This window comes from Bradyrhizobium sp. UFLA06-06, assembly GCF_054820065.1.
Genome location: NZ_JADFUD010000027.1, coordinates 1 through 13,697, shown reverse-complemented (window position 1 = coordinate 13,697; position 13,697 = coordinate 1). Strand labels below are relative to the sequence as shown.

Annotated in this window: 14 protein-coding genes; 9 read left to right on the top strand and 5 right to left on the bottom strand. The window is 66.3% G+C overall.

The genetic code is table 11. From position 1 onward, the window contains the following. Positions 1-270: 270 nt before the first annotated feature. From dxs to IF803_RS22805, 5 genes are all read left to right on the top strand, one after another. Positions 271-2,199, top strand: a complete 1,929-nt coding sequence (gene dxs / locus IF803_RS22825) for a 1-deoxy-D-xylulose-5-phosphate synthase (protein WP_461193531.1) — start codon at positions 271-273, stop codon at positions 2,197-2,199. Between the two features lie 99 nt (positions 2,200-2,298). Next, positions 2,299-2,862: a nucleoside 2-deoxyribosyltransferase gene (locus IF803_RS22820; RefSeq protein WP_028339502.1), complete on the top strand. Its 564-nt coding sequence runs from the start codon at positions 2,299-2,301 to the stop codon at positions 2,860-2,862. After that, entirely contained in the window at positions 2,859-3,620 is a 762-nt protein-coding gene (locus tag IF803_RS22815) for a TlyA family RNA methyltransferase (RefSeq protein ID WP_050387959.1), read from the top strand. Before IF803_RS22820 ends, IF803_RS22815 begins: the two co-directional genes overlap by 4 nt. Continuing rightward, positions 3,613-4,854, top strand: coding sequence for a class I SAM-dependent RNA methyltransferase (locus tag IF803_RS22810; RefSeq protein WP_461193530.1), 1,242 nt, complete (start codon positions 3,613-3,615; stop codon positions 4,852-4,854). Before IF803_RS22815 ends, IF803_RS22810 begins: the two co-directional genes overlap by 8 nt. Before the next feature lie 54 nt (positions 4,855-4,908). Continuing rightward, positions 4,909-5,742: a nucleotidyltransferase domain-containing protein gene (locus IF803_RS22805; protein ID WP_461193529.1), complete on the top strand. Its 834-nt coding sequence runs from the start codon at positions 4,909-4,911 to the stop codon at positions 5,740-5,742. Between the two features lie 105 nt (positions 5,743-5,847). Here the strand turns inward: IF803_RS22805 and IF803_RS22800 are convergent, their stop codons facing one another. Then, complete coding sequence (locus IF803_RS22800; protein WP_028339506.1) at positions 5,848-6,699, bottom strand: DUF1194 domain-containing protein; 852 nt, start codon at positions 6,697-6,699, stop codon at positions 5,848-5,850. A gap of 233 nt (positions 6,700-6,932) precedes the next feature. On the opposite strand from IF803_RS22800, the gene clpS reads away from it, so the two are divergent. Both clpS and IF803_RS22790 read left to right on the top strand, forming a co-directional pair. Beyond that, the gene (gene clpS / locus IF803_RS22795) at positions 6,933-7,238 is read left to right on the top strand and encodes an ATP-dependent Clp protease adapter ClpS (protein WP_461193528.1); all 306 of its coding nucleotides are present in this window, start codon (positions 6,933-6,935) and stop codon (positions 7,236-7,238) included. A 90-nt stretch (positions 7,239-7,328) separates the two neighbouring features. After that, complete coding sequence (locus tag IF803_RS22790; protein WP_461193527.1) at positions 7,329-8,093, top strand: hypothetical protein; 765 nt, start codon at positions 7,329-7,331, stop codon at positions 8,091-8,093. On the opposite strand, the gene IF803_RS22785 is transcribed toward IF803_RS22790, so the two are convergent. The 3 genes from IF803_RS22785 to IF803_RS22775 form a co-directional block, all read right to left on the bottom strand. Then, positions 8,090-9,283, bottom strand: coding sequence for an adenylate/guanylate cyclase domain-containing protein (locus IF803_RS22785; RefSeq protein ID WP_028339509.1), 1,194 nt, complete (start codon positions 9,281-9,283; stop codon positions 8,090-8,092). The two genes, IF803_RS22790 and IF803_RS22785, sit on opposite strands and share 4 nt — an antisense overlap. Before the next feature lie 44 nt (positions 9,284-9,327). Beyond that, positions 9,328-10,416, bottom strand: a complete 1,089-nt coding sequence (gene aroC, locus IF803_RS22780; protein WP_461193526.1) for a chorismate synthase — start codon at positions 10,414-10,416, stop codon at positions 9,328-9,330. Positions 10,417-10,491: 75 nt separating this feature from the next. Next, a complete protein-coding gene (locus tag IF803_RS22775) occupies positions 10,492-11,091 on the bottom strand; it encodes a histidine phosphatase family protein (RefSeq protein WP_304499075.1) in 600 nt (199 codons plus the stop codon). 228 nt (positions 11,092-11,319) lie between these two features. On the opposite strand from IF803_RS22775, the gene IF803_RS22770 reads away from it, so the two are divergent. Then, the gene (locus IF803_RS22770) at positions 11,320-11,808 is read left to right on the top strand and encodes a sigma-70 family RNA polymerase sigma factor (protein WP_016844579.1); all 489 of its coding nucleotides are present in this window, start codon (positions 11,320-11,322) and stop codon (positions 11,806-11,808) included. A 67-nt stretch (positions 11,809-11,875) separates the two neighbouring features. Further along, entirely contained in the window at positions 11,876-12,640 is a 765-nt protein-coding gene (locus tag IF803_RS22765) for an anti-sigma factor family protein (protein ID WP_304499074.1), read from the top strand. A gap of 385 nt (positions 12,641-13,025) precedes the next feature. On the opposite strand, the gene IF803_RS22760 is transcribed toward IF803_RS22765, so the two are convergent. After that, positions 13,026-13,697 (bottom strand): J domain-containing protein (locus IF803_RS22760; RefSeq protein ID WP_461193525.1); only part of this gene is annotated, 672 nt, incomplete at its 5' end.

Here is a 13,697-nt window from a genome sequence, read left to right as displayed (position 1 = left end):
TCCAGTTCTATGGGCATTTGAGAGTGGCGGGCAGCCCGACTTTTCGGGCGGCATGCATCTCAAATGGTTCGACAAAACTGAACCGGGACGGGTGAAGAGCGACCAAGGTGATGCATATCACGTGGTCCAATCCGGAGTGAATCTAGGCTTACAACCAGGCACCGGCCTGCCGGGGCGGCACCCAGTGTCTGGCATTCGCTGCGCGGTGTGCGCGCCATCCCATCTCGCGTCGGGCGGTTCGTTCCGACAGGCAAAAATTGGAAATTCGCTGTGACCACATTTAGTAAGACGCCGCTTCTTGACACTATTCACACGCCCGATGACCTGCGCAAGCTGAAGGTCGAGCAGGTGCGGCAGGTTGCCGACGAGCTCCGCCAGGAAACCATCGACGCGGTGTCGGTGACCGGCGGCCATTTCGGCGCCGGCCTCGGCGTGGTCGAACTGACCACCGCCATCCACTACATCTTCGACACCCCGCGCGACCGCCTGATCTGGGACGTCGGCCACCAGGCCTATCCGCACAAGATCCTAACCGGACGCCGCGACCGCATCCGCACGCTGCGCACCGGCGGCGGCCTCTCCGGTTTCACCAAGCGCACCGAGAGCGACTACGATCCGTTCGGCGCCGCGCACTCCTCGACCTCGATTTCGGCCGGCCTCGGCATGGCCGTGGCGCGCGATCTCTCCGGCGGCAAGAACAACGTTATCGCCGTGATCGGTGACGGCGCGATGTCGGCGGGCATGGCCTATGAGGCGATGAACAATGCCGGCGCGATGAACTCGCGCCTGATCGTGATCCTGAACGACAACGACATGTCGATCGCCCCGCCGGTCGGCGCGATGAGCGCCTATCTGTCGCGCCTCTACTCCGGCAAGACCTATCGCTCGCTGCGCGAGGCCGCCAAGCAGATCAACAAGCGTCTGCCGAAGATCCTCGCCAATCGCGCCAACCGCGTCGAGGAATATTCCCGCGGCTTCATGATGGACGGCGGCACACTGTTCGAGGAACTCGGCTTCTACTATGTCGGCCCGATCGACGGTCACAATCTCGACCATCTGCTGCCGGTGCTGAAGAACGTCCGCGACATGGAGACCGGCCCGATCCTGGTTCACGTCGTGACCCAGAAGGGCAAGGGCTACGGCCCGGCCGAAGCCTCCGCCGACAAGTACCACGCCGTGGTCAAGTTCGACGTCGCGACCGGCACCCAGGCCAAGGCCAAACCAAATGCACCGGCCTACCAGAACGTGTTCGGCCAGAGCCTCGTCAAGGAAGCCGAGAAGGACGACAAGATCGTCGCCATCACCGCGGCGATGCCGTCGGGCACCGGCGTCGACATCTTCAACAAGGCGTTCCCGGACCGCACCTTCGACGTCGGCATTGCCGAACAGCACGCGGTGACCTTCGCCGCCGGCCTCGCCACCGAAGGCTACAAGCCGTTCTGCGCGATCTATTCGACCTTCCTGCAGCGCGGCTATGACCAGGTGGTCCATGACGTCGCGATCCAGAGCCTTCCGGTCCGCTTCGCGATCGACCGCGCCGGCTTGGTGGGCGCCGACGGCGCGACGCATGCGGGTTCGTTCGACAGCGCTTATCTCGGCTGTCTGCCGAACATGGTGATCATGGCTGCCGCCGACGAGGCGGAACTGGTCCACATGGTGGCGACGCAGGTTGCGATCAACGATCGTCCGAGCGCGCTGCGCTATCCTCGCGGCGAAGGCCGCGGCATCGAGATGCCGGAAGTCGGCGTTGCCCTGGAAGTCGGCAAGGGCCGTATCATCCGCGAGGGCAAGAAGCTCGCGCTGCTGTCGTTCGGCACCCGTCTTGCCGAGTGCGAGAAGGCGGCCGACGAGCTCGCCGCCCACGGCCTTTCCGCGACGATCGCCGACGCGCGCTTCATGAAGCCGCTCGACGAAGAGATGATCATGAAGCTCGCGCGCGACCACGAGATCCTGATCACGATCGAGGAAGGCTCGATCGGCGGCTTCGGCTCGCATGTCATGCAGTTCCTGTCGGACAACGCCATGCTCGACAGCGGCATGCTCAAGTTCCGCTCGATGATCCTGCCCGACGTGTTCCTCGACCACGACACGCCGGCGGCGATGTATGCCCGCGCCGGTCTCGACGCCAAGAGCATCGTTGCCAAGGTGTTCGAGACCCTCGGCAAGGACTACAAGACCGAGACCGTCAAGCTCGCCTAATCGTTACGGGCGGCGCTCACTGGAGCATTTTCGGTTCTGATTGAATCAGAACCGAAGCTCCAGGTTCTCGCTCGAAAACGCACCAGCCCCGGCACGTCCATGAAGATCTATCTGGCAGGTCCTGACGTGTTCCTGCCGGATGCCGTGGAGATCGGCCGCCGCAAGGCGGAGGTTTGCGCCTATCACGGGCTGACCGGGCTGTATCCGCTCGACAGCAGCATCGATCCCACCGCCGCCGGGGCCTCGCTCGCCATCTTCAAGAGCAACGAGGCGATGATGGAGTCTGCCGACGCCATCATCGCCAATTTGACGCCGTTTCGCGGCCCCAGTGCCGACGCAGGCACGGTTTACGAACTCGGCTACATGGCGGGACGCGGCAAACTGTGCCTCGCCTATTCCAACGATCCCACGTCCTACGCCAATCGCGTGGCGCGGCTGAGCCAAGTCGTGCCGGCATCCGACGGACGCCTGATCGATGCGGAAGGGCTGACGGTGGAAGAGTTTGGATTACCGGACAATCTGATGATGATGCACGCGCTCGACCTGCACGGCAGCCCGCTGGTGACCCCGCGCGAGCCGTCGGCCGACCTCTGGCACGACCTCACCTCCTTCGAGGCCTGCGTGCGGCTCGCTGCCGCGCAGCGCCGGCAGGCGGCGAAGTGACCAGAGCGGGCGACAACGACAACGACGCATCCGCCGGCAAGCGCATCGACGTGCTGCTGGTGGAACGCGGCCTGTTCGAAAGCCGGGCGCGGGCGCGCGCCGCCATCGACGCCGGCCTCGTCACCGCCGACGGCAAGCAGATCGCGAAGGCGTCCGAGATCGTCGCACCGGGCGCGGCCCTCTCGGCCGAGCCGGCGCATCCCTATGTCTCGCGCGGCGGCGTCAAGCTCGCCGGCGCGCTCGAGCACTATCCGATCGACGTCGAAGGCCATGTCTGCCTCGATGTCGGCGCCTCGACCGGCGGCTTCACCGAAGTGCTGCTCGCCAACGGCGCAAGCCTCGTGTTCGCCGTCGATGTCGGCCACGGCCAGCTGCATCCCTCGCTGCAGGGGCATCCGAAGATCGTCTCCATGGAGGCGACCGACATCAGGAGCTTCGAGGGCAAGCGCCTGCCGGCGCGGCCCGACATCGTGGTGATCGACGTCAGCTTCATCTCGCTGAAGCTGGTGCTGCCGGTTGCGCTGTCGCTGGCGGCCGCCCCGATGCATCTTTTGGCGTTGATCAAGCCGCAATTCGAGGCGGCGCGCAAACACTCCAAGCGCGGCGTCATCCGCAACGCGATGGTGCACCAGGAGATCTGCGACGATATCGCCGCCTTTGCCGCCTCGCAGGGCTGCACCGACATCCAGGTGTTCCCGTCCTCGATCTCAGGCGGCGACGGCAATATCGAATTCTTCCTCGGCGCGCGCCGTGGCTGAGCTTCTCACCATCGACCATGTCGGCCACCGCGGCGACGGCGTCGCGATCGAGGGATCGCAATCGATCTTCGTGCCTTATGCGCTGGCCGGCGAAACGGTCGAGGTCGACGACGTCCCGGGCAACCATCCCGACCGGCGGCGGCTGCTGCGGGTCGCGCAGGAAAGCCCCGAGCGCATCGCGCCGTTCTGTCCACATTTCGGCGTCTGCGGCGGCTGCGCGATCCAGCACTGGAACGACGCGCCCTACCACGCCTGGAAGCGCAACATCGTGGTCGAGACACTGGCGCAGGCGAAGATTGCAGCCGACGTCGCGCCACTGCTCGACGCCCACGGCGCAGGCCGTCGCCGCATCACGCTGCACGGGCGCATGGGCCCCCATGACGTCCTCAAGGTCGGCTACGCCGCGGCAGGTTCGCACGACATCATCCCGGTCGATCGCTGCCCGATCCTCGATCCTGCGCTCGACGGTGCGCTCGAGGCGGCCTGGGCCACAGCCGAGCCGCTGATCGCGATCGGCAAGCCGCTCGACATCCAGGTCACCGCAACCGTCAACGGCCTCGACATCGACGTGCGCGGCTCCGGCGCGCTGCCGACCAGCCTGATCACCACTTTGTCGCGAGTCGCGCAGAAGCACCGGCTGGCGCGGCTGACACGCCACGGCGAGCTGGTGCTGCAGCGCGGCTCCCCCGAGATTGCGATCGGAAAGGCGAAGGTCGTGCTGCCGCCCGGCTCGTTCCTGCAAGCGACCGTCAAGGGCGAGGACACGCTGGCCGCGCTGGTTCGCGAGCATTGCGGACGCGCCAAGCATATCGCCGACCTGTTTTGCGGCGTCGGTCCGTTCGCGCTGCGCCTTGCGGAGAAGGCGCGGATCGCGGCCTTCGACAGCGATGCCGGCGCCATCACCGCGCTGCAGAAGGCCGCGCAATCGACGCCGGGGCTGAAGCCGCTCAAGGCCGAGGCGCGCGACCTGTTCCGCCGCCCCTTGATGCCGCAGGAATTGCGCGACTATGACGCCGTCGTGTTCGATCCGCCGCGACAGGGCGCACAGGCGCAAGTCACCCAGCTGGCGGCGAGCAAGGTGCCGGTGATCGTCGCGGTGTCCTGCAACGCCGCGACGTTTGCGCGCGACGCGAAAATCCTGATCGACGGCGGCTACAAGATCGCAGCTGTCACGCCGGTCGATCAGTTCCGCCACACGGCGCATGTCGAGCTGGTGGCGCGGTTCGCGCGCTGACAGGACGCAGCGACGATCGCTGAGCGCGGGCGCTCCCGCTATAGTCTGCGCTCCATGTCCGACGATCCGCCGCTCGCACGCATCATTCCCGTTCTCGCCGCCGTACCGGGCGTCGCCGCCATCGTGCTCGGCGGCTCGCGGGCGCGCGGCACGGCGCATGACGCCTCCGACACCGATATCGGCCTCTGCTATCGGGATGGCGCCGCGCCGGATATCGATCGGCTGCGCGAAGCTGTAACGGGTCTGGTCGACGACCCCGCTGCTGCGCATGTCACGCCGGTCGGCGAATGGGGACCGTGGATCGTCGGCGGTGCCTGGCTCACGATCGGCGGCCGCAAGGTCGACCTGCTCTACCGCAGCATCGATCAGGTTTCCGCTGTCATCGATGCTTGCCGGAACGGCGAGATCAGCATGCACTACCAGCCGGGCCATCCGCACGGCTTCTGCTCGGCGATCTGGATGGGCGAGGTCGCGCTGTGCCATCAGCTGCACGATCCCGACGGCCTCGTCGCGGCGCTGAAGGCGAGGACCGCGCCCTACCCGCCGGCCCTCCGCGATGCGTTGGTGCGGCGCTTTCAATGGGAAGTGCTGTTCAGCATCGAGAATGCCGAGCTCGCCGTGCCGCGCGGCGACAGCACGCATATCGCCGGCTGCGCCCATCGCGCGCTGGCCTGTATCGCGCAGGTGCTGTTTGCGCTGAACGGGGCGTATCTGATCAACGAAAAGGGCGCGCTGGCGCAGGCCGCGAATTTTCCGGTGACGGTTCGCGGCCTCGCTGGTTGCGCCGCGGAGGTCTGGCGGCAGATCGGCGCGGCCGAGCACGCCGCCGCGTTGCAGACGTTGCGCGCGCTGGAGAGTGAGCTCCAGAAGATTTGTAGGGCGAGTTAGAACGGTCGGATGGGTAGAGCGCAGCGAAACCCATCATCCGCACCGCGGATATGAATTGATGGGTTTCGCTTCGCTCTACCCATCCTACGAGATCCACATGATCGGCTACCGCCCCCAGCGGTCCTGCCAGATCTTCTCGCCGATCAGGCAATTGACCCGCGGCTCCTTCTCGGCGGTCCGCATGATCGGGCGCTCGGGGGTGCGGCCGGCGACTTCGAGCAGCAGCTTGGTGCGGATCGCCTCCTTGAACTTCTCACGATCCTTGATCGTCACCACGAAGGAGCCCGGTCCGCCGATCACGCAGTCCTCGTAGTAATAGTCGAGATTCTCGATATCCATCGTCGAGTAGGACGGCTCCTTCACCATGATCGGCAGGCCATTGATGACAATGCCCTTGTCGAGCGCCGCATCGCGCGCGGGCGTGATCGGCGTGCCGTTGTTGTTGGGCCCGTCGCCGGAAATATCGATCACGCGGCGCAGGCCGCGATGCGGATTCTCGTCGAACATCGGGATCGCGAAATAGATCGCACCGGAGATCGAGGTGCGCGAGGCGCGGCGCACCGGCGTCTTCATGATCTCGGCGGCGACCGCATCGGCGGATTCAGGGCCGTCGATCACCCGCCAGGGGATGATGATCTTCTGATCGTTGGAGGCGGCCCATTCGAAATAGGTGATCGAGATCTTGCCGTTCGGACCGGCCTTCAGCGCCTGCAGGAAGTCCTTGGAGACGATGGCCTGCGCATAGCCCTCGCGCTGGATCGCGAGCTCGTCCATGTCCATCGAATAGGAGACGTCGACCGCGATGATCAACTCGATGTCGACGCTCGGTGTGGATTCCTTTTCAGCCAGGCGATGGCCTGGCTGGGTTCCCGGGCCGGGCGCGGCAACACCGGCCACATCGCCGCTGGCCAACATGCCCGCGACAAGCACCGCTCCGATCGAGACATACCAGCGCATTGCGGCCCTCCCGTCGTATGAGCGTCATCGTGACACGCAATTCAGGCGGCGAAAAGCGCAGATATCAGCTGTCCTTCACATTCAGGTTAGACGTCCACACTCAAGTCAGACTTCGCTTGTCTCGAATGCGGCGACACGCGCCGTGCCGTTGCCGCAATGACGCCGTGCAAATCGAACGGTTCCAAGCCGCGCCCGAAGACGGTATTCCTACGGGGCAATCGCGAGGGAGTGCGATGCCAGATACCGTCGTCAAGCCGAATACCAGGACGAAGACCAAGGTCGAGCGGCCGCGCCTGCACAAGGTGATCCTGGTCAACGACGACTACACGCCGCGCGAATTCGTCGTCGCCGTGCTGAAGGGTGAATTCCGCATGACCGACGACCAGGCCTACAAGGTGATGCTGACCGCGCATCAGCGCGGCGTCTGCGTCGTCGCTGTGTTCACTAGGGACATCGCCGAGACCAAGGCGACGCGCGCCACCGACGCCGGCCGAGCCAAGGGCTATCCGCTGCTGTTCACCACCGAACCCGAGGAATAGCGCGCCGGCGCCAGATTGCCGCGGGCCTTGCCACGTATTTTAGCGATCGCGGCGACCGGTGCTTTAGGGATCGCATGGTACCTACGCGGCATGTCCGTCGCGCTGCGCCAACAACTGTCCCTGCGGAAAACTCGCCCGGAGACCTCGTTCGGGCCGTTTCGCCCGTTGCCCGCCCTGCCCTGGCTGATCATGGCGGCGGCGCTGCGGATCGTCGGCTACGGCAATCTCGGCCTGATTGTGCCCGCGCTGGCGCTGGCCAACGCTTGCGTGCTGCTCGCCTTCTTCGCGACGGCACGGGACTCGATCCAGGCTTCCGGCGGCCGATCGTCGCTCGGCGAATTGACGCTGGCCGAGCAGATCAGGCTGTCGCTGTCGATCCTGTGGCGGATCGTGCTCGTGATGATCGTGGCGGCACTCGGCAGCGCCGCGATCGGCTTCTCGTCGTTTGCACCGTTTCTCTTGTCGGGCCTCGACGGCATGGCCTTCGATCAGGTCACCCATCTCGGCCGGTTCTGGAGTGCGGCGATCGCGGCGCTGGTGCTGCTGATCATCGTCAATGCAGAAGGCAATGGCGGCCGCGTCGCGCTGTTTGCCGCCGTCAAGGACCTTGGCCGGCACGCGCTCTGGCTTGGCGCGGCGGTGCTCGTGCTGGGCGCGATCAACGTTGCGCTGGGCTACGGGCAGGCGCTTGTGCGCACCGCGATCTGGGACTTCTGGCAAATCTCGATGGTGGGCCAGCCGCTCAAGAACCTGGTCTACGTCGTCTTCATCTTCGGCTTCGCGATGCTGCGGCTGTGGATCACATTGTCGATCCTGACCTTCGGCCTGAAGCAGTCTTACGCCCGCAGCGGCTAGCTAGCAGCAGCGACCGGCGCCTCGTCGAACAGGCCGTAGACCCGTTCGGCCTTGGCAAATCCCGCGATCGGAAACTCGCCGAGATCGCTCCAGCCGCCGTCGCTGATGCCGGCGAAGCGCTCCGAGGCCACCACGGTGCGGCCGAGACGGCCGGCGATCTTCTCCAGCCGCGCGGCGAGATTGACCGCCGGACCGATGCAGGTGAAGTCGAGCCGGTTGCCGCCGCCGATATTGCCGTAGAGCACGCGACCGAGATGCAGCGCGAGGCCGAAACGGAAGCGTTCGACGGCATCGCCGTTGGCGAATTGCAGCGCCTCGACGCCGGCACGGGACGCTCGCGCGGCCTCCAGCACGCGTGAGCAGACCTGCACCTCGTCACCGAGATATTCGTCGACCGGGAACACCGCGAGCAGGCCGTCGCCCATGAATTTGAGCACCTCGCCGCCATGGTCGCGGATCGCGGTGACCTGGCAATCGAAATAGAGGTTGAGGATCTCCACCACCGTCTCGGCCGGCAGGCGGTCCGACAGCGCGGTGAAGCCGCGCAGGTCCGACAGCCAGATCGCGGCATCCATCGTATCGGCATGGCCGCGCCGGATCTGGCCGCCCATGATGCGCTCGCCGGCCCGGTTGCCGACATAGGTGTCGAGCAAGAGCGAGGCGGTGCGGCGCAGGGTGATGATCTCGATATAGCGCGCCAATGGCACGGCGATCGACCGGATCGCATCGAGTTGCTCGTCGGTGAAACCGCCCGGCTGCCTGGTGGTCCAGCTCGAGGCATTGACGAAGCCGTCAGTATAGACCAGCGGCACGGCGATGTAGTCGGTGACGCCTTCGGCCTGCAGGTCCACGACGATCGGAAACCGGGCGCTTGCGGGATCGTCGAGCCGCGCGCGGACCTCAATGCCCTGCCTGAAGACGGTCGACAGCGGGCTGACGGCAAATTCCGGGGAGTCCAGGATGTTGTGATCGACGGTGCCGGTTTCGACCTCGGCGCCGGGCTTCCAGAAGAAATGGCGGCCATAGATCTCCGGATGCAGCGTGCGCACGAAGACGCCGATGCGCCACAGCGGCAATCCGGCCCGCACCAGCCGTTCGCAGCATTCCGCCATCATCTGCGGCGGGGTCGGCGCCGACCGCGCGCCGCCGATCATCCACTCGATGATGTCCCGAAGCTCCGACGCGTTCATGGCATTCCCCCAGGGCGGTCTGGCGACCGCCACTATATAGGGGATCAGCGCCCGGTCTGCCCGCGGTCGCGCAGAAAATGATCGGCCAGCACGCAGGCCATCATGGCCTCGCCGACCGGCACCGCCCGGATGCCGACGCAGGGGTCGTGGCGACCCTTGGTCAGGATGTCGGTATCGACACCCTTGCGGTCCACGGTCCGGCGCGTGGTCAGGATCGAGGACGTCGGCTTGACCGCAAAGCGCACCACCACCGGCTGGCCGGTCGAGATGCCGCCGAGGACGCCGCCGGCATGGTTGGACAGGAAACGCGTTCCGTTGTTGCCGGTCCGCATCTCGTCGGCGTTCTCCTCGCCCGACAATTCGGCGGCGCCGAAGCCGGCGCCGATCTCGACGCCCTTAACCGCGTTGATGCTCATCATCGCCGCCGCCAGGTCGCTGTCGAGTTTGGCGTAAATCGGCGCGCCGAGTCCGGCCGGCACGCCCTCGGCGACGACCTCGATGACGGCGCCGATCGAGGAGCCGCTCTTCCTGATGCCGTCGAGATAGCTTTCGAAGAACGCCGCCTTGTCCTTGTCGGGACAAAAGAACGGGTTGTTCGCAATCTCGTCCCAGTCCCACTTCTCGCGGTCGATCTTGTGCGGCCCCATCTGCACCAGCGCGCCGCGCACCTTCACCTCGGGCAGGACCTTGCGCGCGATCGCGCCGGCCGCGACGCGGGTCGCGGTCTCGCGCGCGGAGGAGCGTCCGCCGCCGCGATAGTCGCGCAGGCCGTATTTCGCTTCATAGGTGAAGTCGGCGTGGCCGGGGCGGAACTTGTCCTTGATCTCGGAATAATCCTTCGAGCGCTGGTCGGTGTTCTCGATCAGCAGCGCGATCGGCGTGCCGGTCGTCACCTGCACCCCGCTCTCCGGATGCGCCATCACGCCGGACAGGATCTTCACCGCATCCGGCTCCTGGCGCTGCGTGGTGAAGCGCGACTGGCCGGGGCGGCGGCGGTCGAGGTCGTGCTGGATCTCCTCCACGGTCAGGGGGATCAGCGGCGGGCAGCCGTCGACGACGCAGCCGATCGCGACCCCATGGCTCTCGCCGAAGGTCGTGACGCGGAACATATGGCCGAAGGTATTGAAGGACATGGCGTGTCGTAACGCGCAGGGTCGGCAGCGTCAAACGAGTTTCATGGCCCCAAAGACGCGGGTGGCCGGGCGCCCTTAACTATACTTCCGCAACCCCGCCGCGCCGAACACATAGACCGCCCCCTGCTCGATAGTGAGCTCGGCGGCCGAGGCCGTGGTCTCGAAGCCGAGCGCCACCATCAGCGCCCGCGCCGTGCCGCCATGGGCAACCGCGACCGTGTCTGCCGTCACCGAGCGATACCAGTCGGTCATCCGCACCTGGACGTCGACGTAGCTCTCGCCGCCGGCCGGCGACACCGTCCACTTCTCGGCCAAACGGCGGGCATACAGCGCGGGATCCGCAGCCTGCGCCTGCGCCAAGGTCGAGCCCTCCCACGTCCCGTAGCCGATCTCGCGCAGTCGCCTGTCGAGGGCGTAGTCGCCGGGCGGCAGGCCGAGCTCGGCGCGCACCAGCTCCATGGTGGCGCGCGCCCGGATCAGCGGGCTCGCGACGAACGGCACCGTCGTCTTGTCACGGCCGTCGCGCGCCAGGAGATCGGCGAGGATGCGCCCGGCATGCGCAGCCTGGGCGCGGCCGCGCTCATTGAGGGCGATGTCCTGCACGCCCTGGAGCCGGCCTTCGGCGTTCCACGCGGTCTCGCCGTGGCGGATGTAATAGATCGTCGGTACCGGCATTCCCGTAACGGCTGGTCCCTGCTGAGTGAGAGATGTCGGCCGCCTCAAGGCTTCCACGCTTCGAATTTTTTCGGCCCGGAGGTACACCAGCACTTCGGCCGGCGACAAGCCCAAATCGGCCGCAGCTTGGGCGGTATGCGCGCAGATCGGCGCAGACGGAATAGCCACGCCGCCAGGGTGTTATGTGGACAAGGCGGCTATCGCCGCAACCATCGAAGACTGGGATGCATGACCGCGTTTCGTCAAAGTGTCGAAGCCATGATTCCCGCGCTGCGCCGCTATGCGCGCGCGCTGGCGCGTGACACGGATATCGCCGACGATCTGGTGCAGGACACGCTGGTACGGGCGCTGCGCTCGGAGCGGCTGTTTCTCGGCGGCGACGTCAGGAGCTGGCTCTACACGATCCTGACCAATCTGAACAAGAATCGCCGGCGTTCGCTGGCGCGGCGGCCGGCGTTCGTGCCGCTGCTCGACAACAATGCCGACGCCAGCGGGACCGAGGCCGAGGGACGCGACATCGAGCGCGCGCTGTCGACGCTGGTCGAGGAGCAACGCTCGGTGCTGCTGCTCGTCATGCTGGAGGGCATGAGCTACCGGGAGGTCGCCGATATCCAGGGCGTGCCGATCGGCACGGTGATGTCCCGCCTCGCCCGCGCCCGCGCCCATGTCCGGGCTTCGATCGAGGGCCAGCGCCCGGCGCTGCGACGGGTGAAATGATAATGTGCGCGATGGCCGGCATGACGCATGAACGATTTTCGAACAAGATTTGGCAGAGACGACTGATATGACCGACCCGAACATTCCCGTCACCGAAGACGAGCTGCACGCTTACGTCGACAACGAGCTGCCGGCCGAACGCCGCGGCGATGTCGAGGCGTGGCTTGGCACGCATCCTGACGACGCGGCGCGGGTGCAGTCATGGCGCGCGATGGCCGAGACATTGCATGCACGCTACGACACCGTGCTGGACGAGGCGGTGCCGAAACGGCTCGAGCTCGAGCGGCTGGTGCGCCAGCCGCGCCGCTGGGTCTATGGCGCGGTGGCGGCGACGCTCATGGCCTTCGTCGCCGGCGGCGGCGCCGGCTGGATCGCGCGCGGAGCGGCGGCGACGCCGTCGGCCTTCCAGAGCTTCACGGTCGATGCACTCGATGCGCATCGGCTCTACGTGGTCGAGGTCCGGCATCCCGTCGAGGTGCCCGGCAGCGAGCGCGACCACCTGCAGCAATGGCTGACCAAGCGCTGCGGCTGGGACGTCCGCGCGCCGGAGCTGACCGGGCTGAAGCTGGTCGGCGGCCGCCTCCTGCCCGGACCGAGCGGCCCGGCGTCGTTCCTGATGTATGAGAGCACGTCCGGCGAGCGCTTCACGGTCTACACCGCCAAGGCGAAGACCGAGGCGACCCAGATGCGCTACGCCGCGCAGGGCAGCGACGGCGCGCTGTTCTGGGCCGATCGGGGCGTTGCCTATGTCGTCAGCGGCGGCACCGATCGCACGCGCCTGACCCAGGTCGCGCAGGCCGTCTATGATCAGATGGAGAAGAGCGGCGGGTGATCTTCCGTAATTTTACGGAAGATCAGGTCGTCGAAATTGCTTCATTTCGAGTAAGTGAATCCAGCCTCACTCAGCGTCCCAATTCCGACATCGAAAACTTCGATTCGCGTCATCGACGCGTCTCATTATCGCACCGGATGCTCACGCGAAGATGATCCGCGCCCGATCCGCCGATCGGCGCACGCGGCCTCGATTGGGGTTTTGTGTACCGCGCTGGTCCCCCTCTCGAGGCCGCACTCCTTTTCCGTCATCCGATCTGCACGCCGCAGACCTCGGACGGCCAGTTATCCTTTGTGACGCGCTCGCAATGCCCGCGTCTACCCCGATAGACTCCGGGGTAGTTGCAGTTTCGCGTCTTCGCGTCTTTGGGGCGCGCTCTCGGCGGTCAGCCGAGATCGCTGCGCGGATTATAGGGGTTACGCTCCCGCCACGTCTGCATCAATGCCTCAAGCTCGGCATCGTTCCCGTCGGGAAGGATGATGCGGGTCGTGACGTAGAGATCGCCGACAACGCCTGCCTTCGATAGCCCCTTGCCCTTGACGCGGAAAGTACGGCCGCTCGAGGTGTTTTTGGGGATCGACAGTTCGACCGCGCTGCCGAGCGTCGGCACGCGGACCTTGCCGCCCAGCACGGCCTCGTAGAGGGTGATGGGCAGGTCGATCCGGAGATCGTTGCCGTCGACCTTGAAGAACGGGTGCGGGGCGATCGAGATCGTGATCAGGAGATCGCCGGGCGGATGGCCTTGCGCGGTCTCACCCTGCCCCTTTAGCCGGATCTGTTGGCCCGCAGCGACCCCGGGCGGAATCTTGACGTTGAGCTCGCGGCCGGTCGGCAGGCGGACGCGCTTGTCTCCGCCCCTGACCGATTCCTCCAGCGACACCGTCATGGCGACCGAAAGATCGAGGTCGACGCCGACCCCGCCGCCGTCAAACTCGAACGGACTGGCCCGGCCCGCGCGGCCGCCGCCGCCGCGAGCGGCATTGCCGAACATGCTGTTGAGGATGTCCTCGAAGCTGCCGCCGCCCGTGCCGCCGCCGGGCCCAGAGCGGAAACTGTA

What these genes read in the sequence shown, in the direction of transcription:
- IF803_RS22770 (WP_016844579.1), top strand. Translation starts at nt 11,320, where the DNA reads ATGACCGCGTTTCGTCAAAGTGTCGAAGCCATGATTCCCGCGCTGCGC.
- IF803_RS22800 (WP_028339506.1), bottom strand. Translation starts at nt 6,699, where the DNA reads ATGCGCTGGTATGTCTCGATCGGAGCGGTGCTTGTCGCGGGCATGTTG.
- aroC (WP_461193526.1), bottom strand. Translation starts at nt 10,416, where the DNA reads ATGTCCTTCAATACCTTCGGCCATATGTTCCGCGTCACGACCTTCGGC.
- clpS (WP_461193528.1), top strand. Translation starts at nt 6,933, where the DNA reads ATGCCAGATACCGTCGTCAAGCCGAATACCAGGACGAAGACCAAGGTC.
- IF803_RS22805 (WP_461193529.1), top strand. Translation starts at nt 4,909, where the DNA reads ATGTCCGACGATCCGCCGCTCGCACGCATCATTCCCGTTCTCGCCGCC.
- IF803_RS22775 (WP_304499075.1), bottom strand. Translation starts at nt 11,091, where the DNA reads ATGCCGGTACCGACGATCTATTACATCCGCCACGGCGAGACCGCGTGG.
- IF803_RS22785 (WP_028339509.1), bottom strand. Translation starts at nt 9,283, where the DNA reads ATGAACGCGTCGGAGCTTCGGGACATCATCGAGTGGATGATCGGCGGC.
- IF803_RS22790 (WP_461193527.1), top strand. Translation starts at nt 7,329, where the DNA reads ATGTCCGTCGCGCTGCGCCAACAACTGTCCCTGCGGAAAACTCGCCCG.
- IF803_RS22765 (WP_304499074.1), top strand. Translation starts at nt 11,876, where the DNA reads ATGACCGACCCGAACATTCCCGTCACCGAAGACGAGCTGCACGCTTAC.
- IF803_RS22820 (WP_028339502.1), top strand. Translation starts at nt 2,299, where the DNA reads ATGAAGATCTATCTGGCAGGTCCTGACGTGTTCCTGCCGGATGCCGTG.